Origin of the sequence: Flavobacterium urumqiense, assembly GCF_900108015.1 — a bacterium.
Classification (GTDB): Bacteria; Bacteroidota; Bacteroidia; order Flavobacteriales; family Flavobacteriaceae; genus Flavobacterium; species Flavobacterium urumqiense.
The window spans coordinates 103205-120068 of sequence record NZ_FNVP01000007.1 but is presented as its reverse complement, the minus strand read 5'-3'; the positions used below and the strand labels follow the sequence as shown (position 1 = coordinate 120068).

The 16864-nt window shown below is 34.8% G+C and carries 13 protein-coding genes; 9 read left to right on the top strand and 4 right to left on the bottom strand.

Features of this window, described 5'->3' with window-relative positions:
* Positions 1–2 precede the first annotated feature (2 nt).
* The 4 genes from C4S35_RS10000 to C4S35_RS09985 form a co-directional block, all read right to left on the bottom strand.
* A complete protein-coding gene (locus C4S35_RS10000; RefSeq protein ID WP_104000030.1) occupies positions 3–3272 on the bottom strand; it encodes a SusC/RagA family TonB-linked outer membrane protein in 3270 nt (1089 codons plus the stop codon).
* A 601-nt stretch (positions 3273–3873) separates the two neighbouring features.
* Positions 3874–5373 (bottom strand): SusD/RagB family nutrient-binding outer membrane lipoprotein, encoded by a 1500-nt coding sequence (locus C4S35_RS09995; protein ID WP_244175240.1) that lies wholly within the window; start codon positions 5371–5373, stop codon positions 3874–3876.
* A 3-nt stretch (positions 5374–5376) separates the two neighbouring features.
* Positions 5377–8664: a SusC/RagA family TonB-linked outer membrane protein gene (locus C4S35_RS09990; RefSeq protein ID WP_104000028.1), complete on the bottom strand. Its 3288-nt coding sequence runs from the start codon at positions 8662–8664 to the stop codon at positions 5377–5379.
* Positions 8665–8737: 73 nt separating this feature from the next.
* A complete protein-coding gene (locus C4S35_RS09985; protein WP_104000027.1) occupies positions 8738–10447 on the bottom strand; it encodes a BamA/TamA family outer membrane protein in 1710 nt (569 codons plus the stop codon).
* Positions 10448–10627: 180 nt separating this feature from the next.
* On the opposite strand from C4S35_RS09985, the gene rpsL reads away from it, so the two are divergent.
* From rpsL to rpsS, 9 genes are all read left to right on the top strand, one after another.
* Entirely contained in the window at positions 10628–11011 is a 384-nt protein-coding gene (rpsL, locus tag C4S35_RS09980) for a 30S ribosomal protein S12 (RefSeq protein ID WP_007136570.1), read from the top strand.
* 74 nt (positions 11012–11085) lie between these two features.
* Positions 11086–11562: a 30S ribosomal protein S7 gene (gene rpsG, locus C4S35_RS09975; RefSeq protein WP_035668130.1), complete on the top strand. Its 477-nt coding sequence runs from the start codon at positions 11086–11088 to the stop codon at positions 11560–11562.
* A 10-nt stretch (positions 11563–11572) separates the two neighbouring features.
* Positions 11573–13729, top strand: a complete 2157-nt coding sequence (gene fusA, locus C4S35_RS09970) for an elongation factor G (protein ID WP_104000026.1) — start codon at positions 11573–11575, stop codon at positions 13727–13729.
* 11 nt (positions 13730–13740) lie between these two features.
* Positions 13741–14046: a 30S ribosomal protein S10 gene (gene rpsJ / locus C4S35_RS09965; RefSeq protein WP_011963470.1), complete on the top strand. Its 306-nt coding sequence runs from the start codon at positions 13741–13743 to the stop codon at positions 14044–14046.
* A gap of 154 nt (positions 14047–14200) precedes the next feature.
* A complete protein-coding gene (rplC, locus tag C4S35_RS09960; protein ID WP_104000025.1) occupies positions 14201–14818 on the top strand; it encodes a 50S ribosomal protein L3 in 618 nt (205 codons plus the stop codon).
* Positions 14818–15447, top strand: coding sequence for a 50S ribosomal protein L4 (gene rplD / locus C4S35_RS09955; RefSeq protein ID WP_104000024.1), 630 nt, complete (start codon positions 14818–14820; stop codon positions 15445–15447). Before rplC ends, rplD begins: the two co-directional genes overlap by 1 nt.
* 6 nt (positions 15448–15453) lie before the next feature.
* Positions 15454–15744: a 50S ribosomal protein L23 gene (gene rplW, locus C4S35_RS09950; protein ID WP_104000023.1), complete on the top strand. Its 291-nt coding sequence runs from the start codon at positions 15454–15456 to the stop codon at positions 15742–15744.
* Between the two features lie 6 nt (positions 15745–15750).
* Complete coding sequence (gene rplB / locus C4S35_RS09945) at positions 15751–16575, top strand: 50S ribosomal protein L2 (protein WP_104000022.1); 825 nt, start codon at positions 15751–15753, stop codon at positions 16573–16575.
* Positions 16576–16581: 6 nt separating this feature from the next.
* Positions 16582–16860 carry a 30S ribosomal protein S19 gene (gene rpsS / locus C4S35_RS09940; RefSeq protein ID WP_007136562.1) on the top strand — a complete coding sequence of 93 codons (279 nt, stop codon included), beginning with the start codon at positions 16582–16584 and terminating at the stop codon, positions 16858–16860.
* Positions 16861–16864 lie beyond the last annotated feature (4 nt).

The window sequence follows — 16864 nt, the reverse complement described above, 5'->3', positions numbered from 1 at the left end:
TATTAAAAAGTTAGTTTAACATTAAGTCCTAAGCTTCTAGTTCCTGGTAACTGTCCATTTTCTCCAAATCCACCTGAAAGTTCAGAAGGATCCCATCTATTTTTGTTGTCTTTAGAAACAGCAATTAACCATAAATTTCTACCTACTATACCAACTGTAGCACTTTGAAGTACATTGTTAAATCTTGCTCCAGAGAAAGTATAAGATAAAGAAACATCTCTTAATTTTAAATAGCTGGCATCATGTACAAAAGGTTCTGCTATGTTGTTTCCTTTAAATTGAGCAAAATAAGGGTTTGCAGATACGTATGTATCTATAGCCGTACCAATTGCATTAACACCAACAACATGTACACCTCCAGATTTAGAAGGGTTAGCTAGATCTACATCTTCTCTTACGTTTATTCCGTTATTGTTAAGTGCAGCTGTTTCTTCCAATAATCCTGAGTAAGTTCCCCATGTTTCAGAAAGAGAGAAGAATTTACCTCCTTTTTGGAAATCTAACGATGCAGCTAAGGTAATTCCTTTGTAGCTAATTTGGTTGTATAATCCTCCTGTGAAATCTGGTAAAACAGATCCGAAATCATGGTTTGTTTCAATTTCGTATAAACCGTCAGCATTAACTATTTTCGTACCGTTAGCATCTCTTTTGATAGCAGATCCTCTAATTTGACCCCATTCTTCACCTTCTTGTTGAGTGACAGTGGCTAAATTCCAGTCATCAGTTCCACCTGGTCCGTTAATTGCTGATAAACCTTCTCTGATAGAAACAATTTGCGTTTTGTTTTGGGCAAAATTTAAAGAAGTATTCCAATTGAATCCGTCTTTATTACTTGCTTTAACGACGTCTCCGCTTAAGGATAGTTCAATACCTGATCTTTTAGTTTCACCTGCATTAGTTAGGAAAAAATAACTTCCAGTCGAATTAGGAACGTTGATTGAAATAATTTCATCTTTTCTGTTTTCATTATAGTAAGTAGCAGAAAAACTAATTCTATTGCTTAGGAATTTCAAATCTAAACCAGCTTCAAAACTCGCGTTTTGTGCAAATTTTAAATTTGGATCTACAATTGTTTGTTTATTGAAAAATGCAACGTTTGTACTGTTGTAAGGGTGCGAATTAAGTATAGGATAGTTTGGATTAATCGCTAATGCATTTGCATCAGTACCAATAATCGCATAACCAGCTCTTAATTTACCAAAACTTAAAACATCGTTTTTACCCATTAATTCAGTAAAAATTAAACTTGCACCGATCGATCCTGTCGTATTCCCATTTGCAGTAGATGGCATTGCTGATGACCAGTCTCTACGCACAGTTCCATCTAAATAGAAGAAATTTTTGTATCCTAAATTTGCTAAAGCATAAATACTTTTTACACTTTTATCATAGATAAATGGTCTGGTAATTGGAGTTACACTAGCATTAGAGAATGTATAAACATCTGGTAATACCAATCCACCAACTCTTGAAGTTTGATCAATCTCAGTTGATATTCTGTCATATGCATTATTTCTAACACTTGCTCCGGCAGTAGTTGTTAATTTTAATTCATTAAAGTCTACATTATAATTAATTCTGGCATCGTAATTATCCTCAGTGCTAACTGATTTGTAAATACCAAAAGCATTTTGCCATGGATTATATAAATCTGGCGCTGCAGAAAGTGATAATTCTGTTGGGAAATAGTATTTTCTATCGTAGTTATTTTGGTTTCTACTAAAAGTTCCAGCAACACTTAAGTTGTCATTGATTTTGTAAGTTGGACTTAAAGAGAAGGTAAGGTTGTCAGTTTTTTGATTGTAATCAAATTGCTCCAAATAAGTGTAAGGATTATACCAGAAAGCTGGTTTTTGATATGAGCCACCTAGAGTATAATATTCTGGACCCCACCAGTTCCAGGTTGCTTGGTAACCAGCTCCGTTTTTTAGATCTTTTAATTCACGTAATTTAGTTACATCAAGTTGTCTTCCAAACCATGAGTTGAATGATCCTGATGTTTGGTTTGAATAAGAGTCATCAAATTCCCCTCTAATTGTACCAGTACTATAGTTCATCATGAAATCTACTTTTAACTTGTCGCTTAAGTCATATGACATAGTAGAGGCGATGTAGTTTTTTCGTTGTCCAGTAGATGGTTGAATACCTTGTTGGTCTAAATTAGTGTATGATAATCTAGCTCTAAAATTATCTCCACCACCACTAAGAGTGAACGAGTTTCTTTTTGTTACACCTGTATCGTAGAAATCTTTAATGTTGTTTGGTTGAGCTGAGTATTTTGCAGTTTGTCCAAAATAAGGGCTATCTTTTGACCAAGAATACCAAGGTAAGTAATCTTTATCATCAAATTTTGGGCCCCAGCTTTCGTCAGCATAGTTATTATCTTCTCTAAGATAACGTTTGCCATCCATTACAGACCATTCAGTTGGGTAAGCTCCTCCAAATCCACCTGCGGCATAATCGAAATTAGACCAACTATCATTTCCTTCATATCCTGTACCGTATAAATTTTGATATTTTGGTAAGTAAGCCACTTTATCAAAAGTAGTAGAACTATTGATATCGACAGTCATACGGCCTTTAACTCCTTTTTTAGAAGTCAATTGTATTACACCATATACAGCTCTTTGTCCGTATAACGCTGTTGCATTAGGTCCTTTAAGTACAGTAACGTCAGCTATATTATCCATGTCAATAGAGTTAGGATCAACTGCAATCCCGTCTAGCACATACAATGCATCATCGTCACCTGTTAAGCTTATCGCACCACGAATTCTAATTTTACCAGTAGCACCAATTTTTGATCCTGCCTGTCCGTTAATTTGAATACCAGCAACTTTTCCTGCTAAAGCTCCTTTAACATCTACACTTTGTGTAACGTTTAATTGTTCTGCTTTAACCGTTTGTGCTGCATAAGGAAGTGCTTTCACTTCTCTTTTAATTCCTAAAGCCGTCACAACAACTCCTTCAAGTTCTACTGCGCTACCAGCTAATTTTACATTGACAGTTGCTGAACTTGCCATTACTTCTTGGGTTTTCATACCAATGTAGCTAAAAATCAAGATTTGGCTTGATGTTGCTCTGATAGAAAATTTTCCATCAAAATCAGTTTGTGTTCCAGATTGAGTTCCTTTTACTAATACGCTCACACCTGGTAAAGGCAATCCTGCATTATCAGAAACAACACCTGAAACAGCTCTTTCTTGCGCAAAAGTTAGTTGCGCGACAAGTACTACTAATAGTACTAAGAATCCATTAAACTTTAGTTTCATTTTTAAATATTTTGAATTAGTCTCGCAAACTTCTTAATAATTTGTTAACTTTCCTAATAAAGGCAATTATTTTTTAATTGCATTGTAAAATTTAACATTATAACAAATATTAAGTATGGCGTTGTAAAAAGTTAACTTATTGTTATTTTTTTTTCTTTCAGAGGATGCTAAATTTAAAAATTGTCTTGGACATAGGGGCTATTTATAGTGGTAATATTTTTTTGACTGTTTATTTAAGCGTTTGTTTTATCTTTTGAAAACCTATACTCTATGACGATATGCTTTATTTAAATTAGGTTTCAGTATATTTGGATATTCTGTTAAAATCGGGATTTATTATTTTATAACGGCGCACTTATTTTTCAAATGCTAATACTCTTGTAATAGTTGTTAACCGAAGTAATTAATTTAGTGTTTACTTTTTTTGTTATTCAAAATAATAACTCTTGGTTCTTTTTCCGGTTCCTAATCTAAATGCGAAAACCAATTTTTTCACAACTTTTTTTGATCAAAAGAGTAAATAATAATTATTTTCAATGATTTGTAGACATAAAAAAACCATCACTCTTTGAGTGATGGTTTTAAATAAAATAAGTGATAATTAGAATTTATCCCAGAAAACTTTTGTGTTCAATAGGTCTCCACCAATATCGCTGGCGGCCTTAGTATAGTTTGTACCATTTAGAGTTTGTTCTACACTTGGATAAGTATATCTTACCGGAACTGTCAAGATTCCTTTATTCTTTGAAGTTGTCGATGGAAATAACTTAGGGAAATCTAATCTTCTATAAGAAGTCCAAGCCTCAAATCCTCTATTATATAGTGCAAACCAAGCTTGTTTACCAAGTTTTTCTTTATATGTTGCACCACTTAAAACATTTGTATAATCCACTTTAGGATTAGTTAAATATAGAGTCGCATCAGTAGTAGTAAGTCCCCAATCCTGGAAAGAAGCTGTGATTCCGCTATTGTAGTAGATTCTTGCCTGAACGGAACCCCCTGGAATTAAATTCTTCTCTGCAGCTTCTGCTAAAAGAAATTGTAATTCAGAATAATCAAATAAAGTACCTGCAAACACAGGATTGTTTAAGGTAGAAGTTACATGTGAATAATCACCAAAAACATTTGCTTCACCATAAGTACCACCGACGTAAGTTCTTCCTACAGGAATTTTTGGAGCCGGTGCTGTGGCATTAGTGAAAAATTTACCCATTCTTAGGTCTCCTCCAATTGCTTCCATCGCTGCAACAAAAGGTTCAGCTGGAATAAAATCGTCTCTTTTACTTGTAACTAAGTCAAGATACAGTGGATTTGTGTTACCAGCTGTAGTCAAATATACTAGTTTTGTATTATCTGCGTTGCTAGCTAATGCCCCTGAAGCAATAGCCGCTTGAACCTGAGTCATAGCGTAACTCGGATCTACATCTGAAATATTGACAGCAAGTCTAATGATTAATGAATTAGCAAATTTAGCCCACTTTGCATTACTAGCTGCGTTACCTGAAAAAATAAGATCTGCTGCGCCAAAATTTGGATCTGCCGCATTGTTTTTCAGTATAGCAACATTTGCCGCTAACCTCGTAATAAGGTCCTTGTAGATTGTTTTAGCATCATCGTAAGCAGGTAAAGGATAGTTGTCGTCAACTGACTGAGTGTAAGGAACGTTGCCAAATGTGTCTACCAATACACTATAGGAATAAGCTATTAGGATGTCAATTACTGCCAGTTTATTTTTCTGAATTGCAATATCTGAGGCTGTAACTGGCTTTTGTATTTTTAGTAAATTTTTTGAGTCTACCAAGTCTGCCAAAACATCCCTGTATAAAGTAGCGAAATGGGTATCAGGAATTTTTCTAGCGCCGATGTCATATTGACTTTCACCGGGATAGGTAGTTTCTGTCCATTGTTGAGCAAACATTCTAAAAACATTTGAATTTACACTGGTGCTTACCATTTGATCTACCAACTTTTTTTGAGCATTTGTGAACAAATATTCAGGCTGTGTAATTGTTGACCTTTTGGGGTCAACATTCATATCAGTAAGATCACTGCATGACATCGTCAAGGTGATAAATGATAGCAATAAAATTATTTTTTTCATGATTTAAAATTTTAATGTTAGGTTAAATCCAATGTTTCTCGTTGAAGGCAATGAACCTCCTGAATAACCAGCAGATAAGTTACCTGAAGTAATACCGCTTTCTGGGTCAGCGTCTGGAAGATTTTTGCTAATCGTCCATAAGTTTGAACCTACTATTGAAAGGCGTAAATCAGTCAAATTTATTTGAGATACGATATTTGTTGGAAAGCTGTAAGTAATGTTTACTTCTCTTAATTTTAAAAAACCTGCATCATATACAAAAGCCTTTTGTGGATTTTTTTCGTAACCATAGATGCTACCAGCTACTTCAGGACGTGTAGTTCTCGTTGTGTTGGGAGTACCGTTTGCATTTACGCCCGGAAGTATAACACCTCCACCGTTTGCAATTGTATTTCTTACTGGGTTTCCTAATTCGTTAATTCCTGCAGTGGATTTATATAAACCAGAATCTTGTCCGTAATATTGATCAAGAGAGAAAATATCTCCTCCTTTTTGCATGTCTAACAAGAAACCTAATGAAAGTTGTTTGTAAGTAAATTTGTTACGTAATCCACCAATCCAATCTGGAGTCACATTTCCAATTACATTGTTAGTTGTTGTAGTCATTACATACGAACCATTACTTGTTATTCTTTGTCCATCTGCACTGTAAGTATAGTCTTTTCCTATTATGTCTCCGTAAGGATGTCCTTTGGTGGCTATTATACCAACTCCTCCTTGAAAAGTTCCCAAGGTTAGTGTTTCGATACCAGGTGCTAAAGCAACAACGGTATTTTTATTTTTTGACCAGTTTACAAAAATATCCCATTGGAAATCAGCAGTTTTTATCGGTGACGCATTAAATTGTACCTCGATTCCTTTATTTTCTACTGATCCAGCATTTATATATTTTTTAGAGTATCCAGTTGCTGTTGAATAATCTACAGGGAAGATTTGGTCAGAACTTAAACTTTTATAAACACTTACATCAAATCCAACTCTTTTCTTTAAGAACTGCATTTCTAAACCAATCTCTTTAGTCGCTGTTTTTACTGGACGTAGTTCAGAATTGGCACCAACGTCTGGACGAGAGTAAAGTTGATTTGCTCCAAAAGGATTGAACTTTGTAAATACGCTTTGCAATGCATACAAGTCTATATTCCCTTGTGGGTTTTCAGCGTAACTAGCTCTTAACTTTCCAAAAGACAACCAATCTTGACGGACGTGTTCAGTAAAAACATAACTCGCAGATGCTGAAAATGTATTAACAGCATTATTTCCTTTTGGTAGTGTAGAGAAAGCATCATTACGTATAGTACCATCTAAGAATAAAAAGTCTTTAAAACCAAAAGAAGTGGAAGCAAATGCACTATTAACACCTGAATTTTCTTCTCTTTCGATTGGGAATGGTACAGCTGCTACTGAATTTGATAAAGCATAAATCTCTGGGATAATTAGTCCTCCTTCAGTAGATGCTAAGATTGATGTACGTCTTGTTCGTAAAGAATTAAGACCTGCAAGGCCACTTAAGGAGATTTGCTCTGTAATGTTTTTCTTAAAAGTTAAAGTTGCTTGATAGTTTTGCTCAGAAAACATACCATTATATCTTTGATATCCGGAAGGGACAGCTAATCTATTTATTCCAAATGTTGAATTAAGCGATCCTGCCGCTTTTCTTTCTTCACGTAACTCTGAATAACTATCGGTACTTACTTTTCCGCTAGCAGAAAGCCAATCGTTCAATTTGTAGTCTAATTGAACATATCCTATAAAACGGTTTCTTTCATCCGATTGAAAATTTTTGAATCTTGTGAAGTAAGGATTGTCCCAATATTTAGGGTTCGTATTACCAGTTGCTGGTGCACCCATATTCCAAGAGATGTTTTGTCCACCTGATCTGTCAAAAACAGTTTTTTGTTCCTGTATGTCTACATTGGTACCCCACCACTGACGGAATAATCCAGCAACGTTGTCACCACCATATCCTGTGGTGTTTCTACCTACTGTATTTTGTGCGGTATAATTTGCAAAAACACTAGTTGATAGTTTGTCTGTGAACTTATGATTAATCTTTGCGCTGAAAGTGTTTTTCTTCAATTCACTGTTTGGTAAAATACCGGTTTCTTTGAAGTTGTTAAAGTTCAATACAAAATTTGTTTTATCAGTTCCGTCTTCTATTGATACAGAATTGCTTAAAGTTTGAGCAGTGTTAAAAAATGTGATTGGACCGTTTTTTGCCGCTTGCCATGGTGTTTTTTTACCATAATTATCAGAGAAAGTGGTATACGCGTTCCATTGAAAAACAGAAAGATTCGGGTCAAAAGCAACGCCATAAGAAGCATCGTCAACTGTTGTTGCAACTTGTTGTCCGTTGCTGTCAATAGTAAAAAAAGCGCCTGTTGGTCCTACAGGAATGCCTTTAGGATTTCCTGCTGAATCGTAAGTTGGACCGTATCCTTGACCGTATTTATTTTGATAATCAGGAAATGTGGATTTGTCGACAGTTCCTACGGTTAATTCGCTAGAAATTGTAACACCCATTCCTTTTTTAGATTTTCCTTTTTTGGTTGTAATCATAATTACTCCATTCCCTGCTTGCCATCCGTATAAAGCAGCCGCAGCAGCGCCTTTTAAGATGTTTAGGGACTCAATGTCGTCTGGATTAATATCCATTGCATTGTTTCCGTAATCGTAAGTATTACGAGCACCAGCTGTTTGTGAGCCTGCGCTTGAGTTTGTGTTTGTATTGTTGATTGGCATTCCGTCAATTACAATAAGCATTTGGTTATCCCCTGTTAAGTTTTTTACACCCCTTGAGACAACGTTTGTTGATCCTCCAAAGTTGGTGTTTTTTCTAATATTTACACCAGCTGATTTTCCAGAAAGCTCGTTTAGGAAGTTTGAACTTCCGGCTCCTGATGTTAGATCAGCACCTTTAATTTCTTGTGAGGCATACCCTAGAGATTTTTTTTCTCTTTTGATTCCCAAAGCAGTTACTACAATTCCTTCAAGCTCCACTGCTCCACTGGCGAGTTTTACATTAACAGAAGATGAACCCGCTACAATCTCTTGCGTTTTCATCCCAATGTAGGTAAAAATCAAAACTTGACTTGATGATGCTTTGATGGAATATTTTCCATCAAAATCAGTTTGTGTTCCAGTTTTAGTTCCTTTAACTAATACACTCACGCCCGGTAAAGGCAATCCTGCATTATCAGAAACGGTTCCTGAAACGGCTCTTTCTTGTGCAAAAGTGATTTGCGCCACAAGTATTACTAATAGTAGTAAGAATCCATTGAACTTTAGTTTCATTTTTAATTATTTTGAATTAGTGGCGCGAAACTCTTAATAATTTGTTAACTTTCCTAATAAATGCAGTTCTTTTTTAAAATTTAACATTGTAGTAAATATTAACTATGGAATTGTAAAAAGTTAAGTTATTGTTATTTTTTTTTCCGTTAGCGAAAGCTAATTTTAATAAACCGTTTTTGGTTTGAAGTCCTAGTCCTAAACCAAAAGATAATAAATTTTCTTTTTGAACGTTTTTTTGAAGAATTGTTTTGTCTTGAAAAAATCCATAATCTACTATGGAATGAATGTACAAACTGGGTGATATTGTATATCGATATTCTGTTAAAATTGTTGCTAAAAAATTTGCTTGAAGGCTGTTTTCTTCAAATCCTCTGATGGAATTAATTCCTCCAAATCGAAATAATTCATTTATCATATACTTTCCGCTTTTTAAATAGTAATTCTGGGTTCTAATGTTGATGCTGTTTTTTTTATTTAAATAAAAATTATGCGATGCTAGCAGGTCTATGAAGAATTGTCTGTTTAGCCCAATTTCTTCCACTTGATTATTTGTATCCCTTTTTCCAAATCCTAGGTTAAGTGAGATAAAGGATTTTTTTGTGAAGAATGAACTGGTATTGTCCTTTTTTATATATTCAAAATTTAAAGTTGCAAAGGAGTTTTTGTAATCTCTTAATTGTGTGTTGTTTGTGTTTTGAATATCGCTGGATTCAGTGGATTGGTATCCGAGGTAAATTCGAGTATTGTAATTAATGAAGTAGCCTAAATCAATTGCTGTTTTGGTGTTTTGGAAGGTGCTGTCTTGTTTGAAAATGTTAATTTGCGCTTTCAAGCCTATCGGGCTTTTAAATAAATAGGGTATTTCAAGACTAGTCTTAAATGCTCTTTGTCTCTTTCCATCATTTTTCCAATAGAGAGTAAATAGTTCTCCTGTATGTAATGTGTTTTCTAAAGTTACATCCAAATAGCCATTGAATGCTATTTTTTTATTTTCATTATTTGAAAAGCCAATAAATCCGTCAAAAACATTTGATTTTCTTTTTTCAAGGTATACATAAGCTTTAGTGGTGTCTGCTGTGAATAAAATTTCCGGATATTTAATCTGTTTTACAAAGCCAAATTTTTCAAAATCATCATGAATTTGTTTAAGGATTTCTTTGTTGAAAGTTTTGTTAAGGTATTTTTTATTGATTTGTTTTAAATAACCTTTTGGAAAGTTAGTTTTCCTTTCGTTTTCTGTAGTTTTAATGACAAGTGAGTTCAGAGTTCTTTGTTTGTCTGTTTGTAAAATTAAATCTGCAAAAATTATCCCGTTTTTATTTTGTATGTTGTTTAGTTTGAGTTTTGCTAAAGAAAATCCCTTTTGTTCTAATTTAAATATTGTGTTGTTCAAAAAAACTTCCGTTTCTTCATATGGTATGACGATCGTGTCGCTTTTTTTGTTAGTTGTTATCAATTCCTTTAATTCAATATTTTTACCTATATATATGTGTATGTATTTTATTCTTTTTCCTAATCTTAATTTTGAGACATAACTAGAGTCCTCTGCTTTTGTGTTTTCTAGTACGAGGTTTTCAATATATCCTATTTTTGATAGCTTTTCACATAAGCCATTTATCTCCTCATTTAAGGATTTTAAATTTTTGTGTTTTGAAATGTAATGTAAAGAATCAATAGATTTTGTCTCGGAGTTGGAACTTCCAATTATGCGTAACTGAAAATTTTGAGCAGAACAACTCAATCCAAAATTTAAAAACAGAAAGAAAATAAGTAAAGATTTCAAATGAATATATGTTTTAATAAAAGTACTGTAAATATCTATGGTTTGTAATAAAAATCAAATGACAAAATAATCTTATTGAAAATTAATAGTTTAACGTTTGTAGAGTGAAAAATATTTTCTACATTTGCAACCCCGTAAAAAGCGGGAATTTAATATAATAAGAAATTTTTAGTATTAATTATGCCAACAATTCAACAATTAGTAAGAACAGGAAGAACTCAGATAACTAAGAAGAGTAAATCGGTTGCTTTAGATTCTTGTCCTCAAAGAAGAGGGGTTTGTACGCGTGTTTACACTACAACACCAAAAAAACCAAACTCTGCAATGCGTAAAGTAGCGCGTGTACGTTTGACAAATGGTAATGAAGTGAATGCTTACATCCCTGGTGAAGGACACAATTTACAAGAGCACTCGATAGTATTAGTTAGGGGTGGAAGGGTAAAAGATTTACCAGGAGTTAGATATCACATCGTTCGTGGTGCACTTGATACGTCAGGAGTAGCTGGAAGAACGCAAAGAAGATCTAAGTACGGAGCAAAACGCCCAAAAGAAGCAAAAAAGTAATTTAAAAAGTTATTTCTTGTAGAGATGTGATTCGTCACAATTGTATAGGTATGACATTTTATTAAAAAAAAGACATGAGAAAAAGAGCGGCAAAGAAAAGACCACTTTTACCAGATCCAAGGTTTAATGACCAACTGGTAACACGTTTTGTGAACAACCTAATGTGGGATGGAAAAAAATCGACAGCGTTTAAAGTATTTTATGATGCAATTGACATCATTGAGTCTAAAAAGCAAGATGCGGAGAAACCTTCATTAGAAATTTGGAAAGATGCGTTAACCAATGTTATGCCTCACGTAGAAGTACGTAGTCGCAGAGTAGGTGGAGCTACATTTCAAATTCCAATGCAAATTCGTCCAGATAGAAAAATTTCTATGGCAATGAAGTGGTTAATACTTTATTCTAGAAGAAGAAATGAAAAATCTATGGCTCAAAGATTAGCTTCTGAATGTTTAGCCGCGGCTAAAGAAGAAGGTGCTGCTGTTAAAAAGAGAATGGATACTCATAAGATGGCTGAAGCAAACAAAGCGTTCTCACATTTTAGATTTTAATTAGTAAGAAATGGCTAGAGATTTAAAATACACAAGAAATATTGGAATTGCGGCTCACATTGATGCTGGTAAAACAACAACAACGGAGCGTATATTATTCTATACAGGTAAATCACACAAAATAGGTGAAGTACACGATGGTGCTGCAACTATGGACTGGATGGCGCAAGAGCAAGAAAGAGGTATTACAATTACTTCTGCTGCTACTACTTGTGAATGGAATTTCCCTACTACACAAGGAATACCTTTACCGGAAACATTACCTTATCACTTTAATATTATCGATACCCCGGGACACGTTGATTTTACTGTTGAAGTAAATCGTTCTTTACGTGTACTTGATGGTTTAGTTTTCTTGTTTAGTGCTGTTGATGGTGTAGAGCCTCAGTCAGAAACAAACTGGAGATTAGCAGATCAATATAGAGTGCCACGTATCGGATTCGTTAATAAAATGGACCGTCAAGGTTCTAACTTTTTGATGGTTTGTCAACAAGTTAGAGATATGTTGAAATCTAATGCAGTTGCGATTACTTTGCCAATTGGTGAAGAAAACGACTTCAGAGGTGTGGTTGATTTAGTCAAAAATCAAGCGATTGTTTGGCATGAAGAAGGAATGGGGGCTACATATGATATTGTACCTATTCCTGAGGACATGATTGACGAAGTAAAAGAATATAGATCTATTCTTATTGAAGCGGTTGCTGATTATGATGAAAATCTGTTGGAAAAATTCATGGAAGATGAAGACTCAATTACTGAGGAAGAAATCAACATTGCTTTAAGAGCGGCTACTATGGATATGGCTATCATTCCAATGATTGCAGGTTCTTCTTTCAAAAATAAAGGAGTTCAATTCATGTTAGATGCGGTTTGTAAATATTTGCCTTCTCCGATGGATAAAGAAGGTATCGAAGGAATTCATCCTGATGATGCTGATTTATTAGAAGAAGATCAAACTAAAATTTTGCGTAAGCCAGATGTTAAAGAGCCATTCGCTGCTTTAGCATTTAAAATTGCTACTGACCCGTTCGTTGGTCGTTTAGCTTTTTTCCGTGCTTATTCAGGACGTTTAGATGCAGGTTCTTATGTTTTGAATACACGTTCAGGAAACAAAGAAAGAATCTCTCGTATATACCAAATGCATGCAAACAAACAAAACCCAATCGATTATATCGAAGCAGGTGATATTGGAGCTGCGGTAGGGTTTAAAGACATTAAAACAGGTGATACATTGTGTGATGAGAAACACCCAATTATCCTTGAATCTATGAAATTCCCTGCGCCAGTTATTGGTATTGCAATTGAGCCTAAAACTAAAGCTGACGTTGATAAAATGGGTATGGCTTTGGCTAAATTAGCTGAAGAAGATCCAACATTTACTGTTAGAACTGATGAAGCTTCAGGTCAAACTATTATATCAGGTATGGGTGAGCTTCACTTAGATATCTTGGTAGATCGTATGAAACGTGAATTTAAAGTTGAAGTGAACCAAGGGGAGCCTCAAGTTGAATATAAAGAAGCTTTTACAAGAAGTGCAACTCACAGAGAAACATATAAAAAACAATCAGGTGGTCGTGGTAAATTCGGTGATATCGTATTTAAACTTGAACCAGCTGATGAAGTTGACGGAAAAATTCCAAAAGGATTACAATTTGTTAATGCTGTAAAAGGTGGTAACGTTCCTAAAGAATATATTCCATCTGTGGAAAAAGGTTTCAGAGAAGCCATGAAAACCGGTCCATTAGCAGGTTATCAAGTAGACAGTTTGAAAGTAACTTTAACAGACGGATCTTTTCACCCTGTCGATTCTGATGCGCTATCTTTTGAATTAGCTGCAAGAATGGGGTATAGAGAAGTTGCTAAAGCGGCTGGTGCTGTAATTCTTGAGCCAATCATGAAAATGGAAGTTATTACGCCAGAAGAAAACATGGGAGATATCGTAGGTGATATCAACCGTCGTAGAGGTCAGGTAAATGACATGGGTGACAGAGCTGGTGCTAAAACCATTAAAGCAGATGTGCCATTGTCTGAAATGTTTGGATATGTTACTACGTTAAGAACACTTTCATCAGGTAGAGCAACTTCTACAATGGAATTTTCGCACTACGCTGAAACTCCTGCTAATATTTCAGAAGCAGTAATCAAAAAAGCAAAAGGAAACGCTTAATCTTTAAGAAAATGAGTCAAAAAATCAGAATAAAACTAAAATCTTACGATCACATGTTGGTAGACAAGTCTGCTGAGAAGATTGTAAAAACGGTAAAGAGTACCGGTGCAGTAGTAACAGGGCCAATTCCATTACCAACTCACAAAAAACTTTTCACTGTACTACGTTCTCCACACGTTAACAAAAAAGCGAGAGAGCAATTTGAAGTAATGTCATACAAGAGATTAATTGACATTTATTCATCATCATCTAAAACTATTGATGCTTTGATGAAACTTGAATTGCCTAGCGGAGTTGAAGTAGAGATCAAAGTTTAAGTAGCTTACTAGTAAGAAAAGGGCACTTTATTTAAGCGAAAATTATTTTTTAAGATTATTGCAAAAAATGTTATACATTTGCACCTCTTAAAAAATAGGATTCGCTTAAATGTTGTGTTCTATATTTATATTTAATAATTAATAATTAATAATTATGTCTGGGTTAATTGGTAGAAAAATCGGCATGACTAGCATTTTCGACGAGAACGGGAAGAATATTCCTTGTACAGTAATCGAAGCTGGACCATGCGTTGTTACCCAAGTCAGAACCAAAGGTGTTGACGGGTATGAAGCGTTGCAACTTGGTTTCGATGACAAAAACGAGAAACATTCCACAAAAGCGGCTTTAGGTCACTTTAAAAAAGCGGGAACTGTAGCTAAGAAAAAAGTCGTTGAATTCCGAGATTTCGCAACAGAACAAAATTTAGGAGATCTTATAGATGTTTCTATTTTTGCTGAAGGAGAATTTGTAGATGTACAAGGTTTATCTAAAGGTAAAGGTTTTCAAGGGGTTGTAAAACGTCACGGTTTTGGTGGTGTTGGTCAAGCAACTCACGGTCAACACAACCGTTTAAGAGCGCCAGGTTCTGTAGGAGCTTCTTCTTATCCATCTAGAGTATTCAAAGGAATGCGTATGGCTGGAAGAATGGGAGGAGACAATGTAAAAGTTCAAAACCTTAGAGTTTTAAAAGTAGTGGCTGAAAAGAACCTACTTGTTATTAAAGGATGTGTTCCTGGATGTAACAACTCTTATGTAATCATTCAGAAGTAATGGAAGCAAAAGTATTAGATTTCAACGGAAAAGATACTGGAAGAAAAGTTCAACTTTCTGATTCAGTATTTGGTATAGAACCAAACAATCACGCAGTATACCTTGATGTTAAGCAGTATCTTGCTAATCAAAGACAAGGAACGCACAAAGCAAAAGAAAGAGCTGAAGTAGCGGGAAGTACACGTAAGATTAAAAAACAAAAAGGAACTGGTACTGCTCGTGCGGGTAGTGCAAAGAATCCATTGTTTAAAGGTGGTGGAACAGTTTTCGGACCAAGACCAAGAAGTTATTCATTCAAATTGAATAAAAGCTTGAAACGTTTGGCTAGAAAATCTGCCTTCTCAATGAAAGCAAAAGAGTCGAATATTATCGTTCTTGAAGATTTTAATTTTGAAACACCAAACACTAAAAATTTCATCAACGTTTTGAAGGCTTTAGAGTTAGAAAATAAAAAATCCCTGTTTGTCTTGGGTGATACAAATAAAAATGTATATTTGTCGTCACGTAATTTAAAAGGCTCTAGCGTGGTAAGTAGCTTAGAATTAAGCACTTACGCTATATTAAACGCTAATAATTTAGTTCTTTTAGAGAGTTCTTTGGAGATAATTGAAGAAAATTTAAGTAAATAATAGGATATGAGCATCATAATTAAACCTATAGTAACGGAAAAAGTAACCAAAGAAAGTGAAGTTTTAAACCGCTTCGGATTCGTTGTTGACAAAAAAGCAAATAAAGTTCAAATTAAGAAAGCCGTTGAAGCTGCTTATGGAGTAACTGTTTTGAGTGTTAATACGATGAACGTAAGACCGGATAGAACTACAAAATACACTAAAAGTGGTTTAATCAGTGGAAAGACTAATGCAATTAAAAAAGCAATTGTTCAAGTACAAGAAGGAGAAACAATTGATTTTTACAACAATATCTAAGATAAAATGTCAGTAAGAAAATTAAAACCTATTACCCCAGGTCAGCGATTTAGAGTTGTGAATGGTTATGACGCCATTACAACTGATAAGCCGGAACGCTCTTTGATAGCGCCGATAAAAAACTCTGGTGGTAGAAATAGTCAAGGAAAGATGACCATGCGTTATACGGGTGGTGGTCACAAGCAGAGATATCGTATCATTGATTTCAAACGTACAAAAGAAGGAATTCCAGCTACAGTGAAATCAATCGAATATGATCCAAATCGTACTGCATTTATCGCATTGTTAGCTTATGCTGATGGTGAGAAAACGTATGTTATTGCTCAAAACGGATTGAAAGTTGGTCAGAAATTAGTTTCTGGTCCTGAATCTCAACCCGAAATTGGTAACACATTACCTTTAAGTAAAGTTCCACTTGGAACTGTAATTTCTTGTATTGAATTGAGACCAGGACAAGGGGCTGTAATCGCTCGTTCTGCTGGAACATTTGCTCAATTAATGGCAAGAGATGGAAAATATGCTACAATTAAAATGCCTTCTGGGGAAACAAGATTAATCTTGTTGACTTGTTCGGCTACAATTGGAGCGGTTTCTAATTCTGATCACCAATTAGTTGTATCTGGTAAAGCAGGTAGAACAAGATGGTTAGGAAGAAGACCTAGAACAAGACCTGTTGCAATGAACCCTGTCGATCACCCAATGGGTGGTGGTGAAGGACGTTCTTCTGGTGGACATCCACGTTCAAGAAATGGAATACCAGCTAAAGGTTATAGAACTCGTTCTAAGAAAAACCCGAGTAACAAGTATATCGTAGAACGTAGAAAGAAATAATAAGATATGGCACGTTCATTAAAAAAAGGACCTTTCGTTCACTATAAGTTAGACAAGAAAGTTCAAGAAAACATTGCAGGTGGAAATAAAGGAGTGGTTAAGACTTGGTCTAGAGCTTCTATGATTACTCCAGATTTTGTTGGGCAAACAATCGCAGTTCATAACGGTCGTCAATTTGTACCAGTTTACGTAACAGAAAACATGGTAGGTCACAAATTAGGAGAATTTTCACCAACTAGATCTTTTAGAGGTCATGCTGGAGCAAAAAATAAAGGTAAAAAATAAGAAG